Below are 6,081 nucleotides of genomic sequence, written 5' to 3'. Positions count from 1 at the left end.
GGCGGAGGCGGCGGCTATCGCCTCCATCGAGCATGAGGATGCGGTGATGGAGCGCGTGAGCCACCTGGTGTCTGAGCGTGAGCGCGTGACCGCCCGCCTGTGCGAGCTGGGCTACGAGTTCCCGAGCACTTACGCGAACTTTGTGTGGCTGCCCCTGGGGGAGCGTACGGGTGAGTTTGTGCAGCTGATGGCTGAGCACGCGCTGTCGGTGCGTGCGTTCGGTACCGAGGGCGTGCGCGTGAGCATCGGTGAGGTGGAGGCGAACGACCGTTTCCTCTCGCTATGCGAGGTCTTCGCGAAGGGCCTCTAGGGTCTCTCATAGAGGAGTGCGGGTACCCACCCGGCTCTAATTGAACAATGTACTATTTTCCCTAGTCGAGGTTCGTTTGGGCTCTTCAAATGGTTCTCGCGTGAGAAAAATGGCGGCTCGAAAAAGCGCTTAATGGCTAAACTAAACCTCCCATATATTCCTGTAAAAGAATATACGGGAGGTTTAATTTAATGATGTTCAAATAGTGAATGACAGGGCACAATACACTGCGTTATCAGCGTAACTGCCGCGAGATAAAGCCGAAAAGAGTAGACTGGTAACTATATATGCCCAGACCCTCACAGGCCTACCGGAACACCTCAAACCCTGCACCATCAGGTGAACGTTGAGACTAAAACCCGGGCCGCTGAGGGCCAAGCCCTCGTCACGTGTGGAGGTTAGATGCACGAGAACGACAAGTACCCCGGAGTGCCCGAACGCATCCAGCTCATGGATGAAAACGGCACCGTACACGAACACCCCACCTACAGCCGGTACATCGAAGACGTCAACGCAGACACCCTGCGCGAGGCATACCGCCTCATGTACACCACCCGCCGATTCGACGACGAGGCAACCGCCCTGCAGCGCCAGGGTCAGCTCGCCCTCTGGGTGCCCAGCCGAGGCCAGGAAGCCGCGCAGATTGGCTCCGCACTCGCCTACGCGCCCAATGACTACATCTTCCCCTCCTACCGTGAGCACGCCGTCGCCCTGGCGCGCGGCGTGGACTTCCGCGACCTGATTACCATTTTCCGCGGCTCCACCACCCACGGCTGGGACATGAAGGCGCACAACTTCCACACCTACACCAAGGTGCTTGCCGCTCAGACTCTGCATGCCGTCGGCTACGCCATGGGCCTGAACTTCGACGCTGACATCGAGGCTGAAACCGGCACCCGCCGCACCGGTCAGGGTCAGGCAACCGATCCCGCCGAGGACACCAAGAAGCCCGCCGTGGCGGTCTACTTTGGTGACGGTTCCTCCACCGAGGGTGACGCGCACGAGTCCATGGTCTTCGCTGCCTCCTATAACGCGCCGGTGCTCTTCTTCGTGCAGAACAACCGCTGGGCCATCTCGGTTCCCTTCGAGGTGCAGTCGCGCGTGCCGATTTCGACCCGAGCCGCCGGTTACGGCTTCGAGGGCCTGCGCGTGGACGGCAATGACATCCTGGGCGTGCTCGCGGTGACCCGTTACGCCATGGAGAAGATTCGTGCCGGCGAGGGTCCCGTGCTCATCGAGGCCGAGACCTACCGCCTGGGCCCGCACACCACTGCCGACGACCCCACGAAGTACCGCACCGAGGCCGACCTTGAGGGGCCGCTGCACCGCGACCCCATGATTCGCCTCGAGAAGCACCTACGCGATAACGGTTACGCCGATGATGCCTTCTTTGAAGAGGTTGCAGAATCTGCGCAGCAGGTCGCGAACGGCGTGCGTGAGGCAGTGCTGAACTCCGAGGTTGCCGACTTTGAGTATTTCTTCGACCGCGTCTATGCGCAGGAGCATCAGCAGGTGGAAGACGACCGCGAGTTCTACCGTAACTACGTTGCAGGCTTTGAAGAGGAGTAAGCATGAGCGAGAAAATTGAACGTTTGACCCTCGCCAAGGCGATTACCCGCGGCCTGGAAGACGCCATGGAAGCCGACCGCACCGTCGTCATGCTCGGTGAGGATATCGGCAAGCTTGGTGGCGTGTACCGTGTGACCGAGGGCCTGCAGGCGCGCTTCGGCAACCGCCGCGTCATGGATGCGCCCCTGGGAGAGTCCGGCATTATCGGCACCTCCATCGGTATGGCCCTGCGTGGCTACCGCCCCGTGCCGGAGATTCAGTTCGACGGCTTCGTGTTCCCCGCCTATAACCAAATTACGAGCCAGCTGGCGAAGATTCACAACCGCACCGATAAGCAGTACACGGTGCCGGTGACCATCCGCATTCCGTACGGTGGCGTGATTGGTTCGGTGGAGCACCACTCCGAGTCCCCGGAGGCGCTGTTCGCCCACACCGCGGGTCTGCGTATTGTGACCCCCTCGACTCCGCACGAGGCGTACTGGATGACCCGCAAGGCGATTGAATGCCCGGACCCGGTCATTATTTTTGAGCCGAAGCGCCGCTACTGGCTCAAGGGCGAAGTGGACTTTAGCGATACTTCCTTTGACCCGTTCAGCGCCCAGGTGGTGCGTGAGGGTACCGACGCGACCATCGTTGCGTACGGTCCGCTGGTGCCGGTTGCATTGGCCGCCGCGGAGGCTGCGGTTGAGGATGGCCGCTCGATTGAGGTTATTGACCTGCGCTCGATTTCGCCGCTGGATGTACCGACGGTTGCCGCTTCGGTGGCGAAGACCGGCCGCCTGATTATTGCTCACGAGGCACCGACCTTTGGCGGTATGGGTGGCGAGCTGGCTGCGGCTGTTACGGAGCGTTGCTTCTACAGTCTGCAGGCGCCGGTGATTCGCGTGGGCGGCTACTACATGCCGTACCCGGTTTCTCGTGTTGAAGAAGAGTACGTGCCCGATATTGACCGTATTCTTGAGGCGGTTGACCGCGCTTTTGACTACTAGGCATACCCTGATCTGACGTATCAGCGTGTTGCGCTATGGCGGGTTGAAAGCCCGCACAGAATATTCCGTATAGGGTATATGCCCTAGTGAGAGGTAAAAATGTCCCAGATTTTCCCGCTCCCTGACGTGGGTGAAGGCCTGACCGAAGCAGAAATCCTCAGCTGGAAGGTAGCCGTCGGCACCGAGGTCGCCATCAATGATGTCCTCGTTGAAATTGAAACCGCTAAGAGCGTCGTGGAACTGCCCTCGCCCTTCGCCGGCACCATTGAGGCGCTACTCGTTGCCGAAGGTGAAACCGTTGAGGTGGGCACCCCGATTATCAGCATCTCCGGCGGTGACAGCGCACCCGCAGCACCGGCTGCACCTGCCGCGGCAGAGACTGAATCCGGCACCGCACTGGTTGGCTCCGGCCCCAAGGCGGATGCCGTGAAGCGTCGCGCCCGCAAGCGCCCCGCCTCCGCAACCCAGCCCGCGCAGGCTCCGGTAGCACCGGCAGCCCCGGCTGTTCAGGCACCCGTGGCGCACACCCCCGCTGACCCCGTGAACCGCAACCAGGGCCTGCTGAGCGAGCTGGCTGAGCGTGCCTCCCGCTTTGTGGAGAACACCCCGCTGAACTCGGTGGTGCAGCGTTTGTCGCACGAACCCGCGGCGGCAGCGCCGGCTGCGGCTCCGACCCTGCCGCCCGAGCAGGTTCCGCACCGCCCGACCCTCGCGCCGCCTCCGGTGCGTCTTGCCGCAAAGGAGCTGGGTGTTGACCTGGCGAACGTGACTGCTACCGGTGCGCGTGGCCAGGTGACCAAGCAGGACCTCATGAACTATGTGGCGCACCTGAGCGATGTGCAGCATAGCGGCGCCCGCCAGCCGTTCTGGCAGCCCGCAGTCACCCCCGGTGACCGCATTGAGCGCATTCCGGTGCGTGGTGTGCGTAAGGCAACCGCGAAGGCGATGGTTTCTTCGGCGTTTAGCGCCCCGCACGTGTCCATCTTCGTGGACGTTGATGCCTCCCGCACCATGGAGTTCGTGAAGCGCCTGAAGAAGTCTCGCCACTTTGAGGGCGTGAAGGTCACCCCGCTGCTCGTGCTTGCCGCCGCGGTAATTTGGGCTGCTGAGCGTAACCCGCAGGTCAATGCGACCTGGACCGACAGCGAAATCCAGATTAAGCACTTCATGAACCTGGGTATTGCTGCGGCGACCCCGCGCGGCCTGATGGTTCCGAACATTAAGGATGCTCAGGAGCTGTCCCTGCGTGAGCTAGCTATTGCGCTGAACAACCTGACCACCCGCGCCCGTGAGGGTAAGACTCAGCCCGCTGAGATGGCGAACGGCACCCTGACCATTACGAACATTGGTTCGCTGGGTATTGATACCGGTACCCCGATCATCAACCCGGGTGAGGTTGCGATTGTTGCCTTCGGTACAATCAAGCAGAAGCCGTGGGTGGTTGATGGTGAGGTTATTCCTCGCTGGGTGACGACCCTGGGCGGCTCCTTCGACCACCGCGTGGTGGATGGCGACCTGTCGGCTCGTTTCATGGCTGACGTGGCTGCGATTCTTGAGGAGCCTGCACTGCTGCTGGACCACTAGGCGGCATGTTTTGGCTAGTCGGCGTTTTATTACTGGGTAGCTGAAGCTGTTTAGGATACAGATTTAGATAGAGAAAACCTCCGGTACCTTGCGTAAGGTACCGGAGGTTTTCTCTATGGTTTTATTCCTATCGCAACGAGGCGCGGGCGCTTAGAAGCCTAGGTTAGGCGTCCTCGCGTGCGACCTGGTCGCTCGGGTACTTGTCCACGCGGCGGTGGTACAGGCGTCCGCACAGGCCGCCCAGGATAGCGCCCAGGAAGCTCAACGCCAGAACCAGCAGAACCGCCAGCAGACCGTTCGCGAAATCGCCTGCAATGAGCTTCTGCAGGGACAGGGACGCAACACCGTTCTGGAACAGCTGAGGCGCCAGGAAGGTCGCCAGGGAGCCGAGAATCAGCGCCATAATCTGCCAGAGCCACACGGCGATGCCCTGCTTAGCGCCAGCGAATCGCGCCATACGACCCGCCGCGTAGCCGCCCACCAGGTAGGCGAAGAAAATCAGTACGCTCAGCGCGACCGCAACCGGCACGGCGTTGGACGCACCGCTAAAGAGGCGGGAGACCACCGAAGAGTATTCGATGGATTCGCTCTGACCGGTCAGGGCCAGCCACGACTGGATAGCCCACAGGCCACCGTCCATGAGGGAGATGGTAATCAGCCAGCCGAGCAGACCGGGCAGCAGCTGCATGCGGGAGTAGCGGCTCTTCTGCAGGGATAGGGCGGTTGCGGCGGTGAGGACGGGCTCTGCGCCCGCCGCGCCTGCGGTACCGGCGGGGGTGGGGATGACGAAATGGTCATCTGCCGCGGGGTCAGACTGCGGGGCGCTGGGGGCCGCATGGGCGTTGCCGGGTGCGGGCACCTCGTAGCTTGCCGCCGCAGTCGGTGCGGTAGCGGGGGCAACAGAAGCATTACCGCGTACGTTGTCCGCGCTGGGGGCCGCGGGCTTGTCGAGCCAGCTGAGGTTATCGGTAGCGGGTTCGCCCAAGTCAGCACCGGATTCCGCGCCCTGAGAAGTGGCACCGGGGGAGACGACCGGCTGCGTTGCGGTAGCCGCCTCAGAGAGGGGGCGGGTCGCATCCTGCGAGGACTGTGCGGCAGACTGCGCCGAAGAGGCTGCCTCGCGCGCCTTTTCGTGCGCGCGGCGTGCGGCGTTCAGGTCCTCATCGGTCAGGACCACCGTGGGGTCATCAGAGGAGAATGCCGCCTCCCACAGGTCACTTTCGGTGGGGGCAGAGGAAGACGCCGCGGCAGCCGGACGCTGCTGCGGGGTGTTGTTCTGTGCGTTCATTAAATCCTTTGGATTCTAATCCTGGGCGCTGATTTAGCGGTTGCGGTCAGCGTAGAAGGCGCGTGCTTCTTCCAGGGCTTCTGTGGAGTAGGTGTGCGGGTACGCCGGGCGTTCGTTCTCGTCCAGGGTGCGGATGACGCGGCCGGGGTTGCCGACCACGAGGGAGTTTTCGGGTACGTCCTTAGTGACGACGGTGCCCGCACCGATCACGGAGTTCTTGCCGATGGTCACGCCGCCCAGGATGATAGCGCCGCCGCCAATCCAGACGTTGTCTTCAACGGTGATGGGCTTGCCGCCTTCCCAGTATGCGGCGCGGTCGACGGGGTTGAGCGGGTGGGTGG

General features: G+C 62.3%; 5 protein-coding genes and 1 pseudogene. 4 read left to right on the top strand and 2 right to left on the bottom strand.

The window, feature by feature from the left end:
* From HXO69_RS08450 to HXO69_RS08435, 4 genes and pseudogenes are all read left to right on the top strand, one after another.
* A pseudogene (locus tag HXO69_RS08450) lies at positions 1 to 310 on the top strand (aminotransferase); the annotation flags it as partial.
* 402 nt (positions 311 to 712) lie between these two features.
* On the top strand, positions 713 to 1,879 hold the full coding sequence (locus HXO69_RS08445; protein ID WP_296546496.1) for a thiamine pyrophosphate-dependent enzyme: 1,167 nt from the start codon (positions 713 to 715) through the stop codon (positions 1,877 to 1,879).
* A gap of 2 nt (positions 1,880 to 1,881) precedes the next feature.
* On the top strand, positions 1,882 to 2,868 hold the full coding sequence (locus HXO69_RS08440) for an alpha-ketoacid dehydrogenase subunit beta (RefSeq protein ID WP_296546495.1): 987 nt from the start codon (positions 1,882 to 1,884) through the stop codon (positions 2,866 to 2,868).
* A 99-nt stretch (positions 2,869 to 2,967) separates the two neighbouring features.
* A complete protein-coding gene (locus HXO69_RS08435) occupies positions 2,968 to 4,452 on the top strand; it encodes a dihydrolipoamide acetyltransferase family protein (protein ID WP_296546494.1) in 1,485 nt (494 codons plus the stop codon).
* A gap of 163 nt (positions 4,453 to 4,615) precedes the next feature.
* On the opposite strand, the gene HXO69_RS08430 is transcribed toward HXO69_RS08435, so the two are convergent.
* Complete coding sequence (locus tag HXO69_RS08430; RefSeq protein WP_296546492.1) at positions 4,616 to 5,740, bottom strand: hypothetical protein; 1,125 nt, start codon at positions 5,738 to 5,740, stop codon at positions 4,616 to 4,618.
* A 33-nt stretch (positions 5,741 to 5,773) separates the two neighbouring features.
* Positions 5,774 to 6,081 (bottom strand): DapH/DapD/GlmU-related protein (locus tag HXO69_RS08425; protein WP_296546490.1); only part of this gene is annotated, 308 nt, incomplete at its 5' end.

The sequence above is a fragment of the Rothia sp. (in: high G+C Gram-positive bacteria) genome (assembly GCF_015265375.1).
Classification (GTDB): Bacteria; Actinomycetota; Actinomycetes; order Actinomycetales; family Micrococcaceae; genus Rothia.
This window is presented reverse-complemented; position numbering and strand designations above follow the sequence as displayed.

Bases quoted from the DNA above. Each gene is read 5' to 3' on its own strand.
- HXO69_RS08435 (WP_296546494.1), top strand. From the start codon at position 2,968: ATGTCCCAGATTTTCCCGCTCCCTGACGTGGGTGAAGGCCTGACCGAA.
- HXO69_RS08445 (WP_296546496.1), top strand. From the start codon at position 713: ATGCACGAGAACGACAAGTACCCCGGAGTGCCCGAACGCATCCAGCTC.
- HXO69_RS08430 (WP_296546492.1), bottom strand. From the start codon at position 5,740: ATGAACGCACAGAACAACACCCCGCAGCAGCGTCCGGCTGCCGCGGCG.
- HXO69_RS08440 (WP_296546495.1), top strand. From the start codon at position 1,882: ATGAGCGAGAAAATTGAACGTTTGACCCTCGCCAAGGCGATTACCCGC.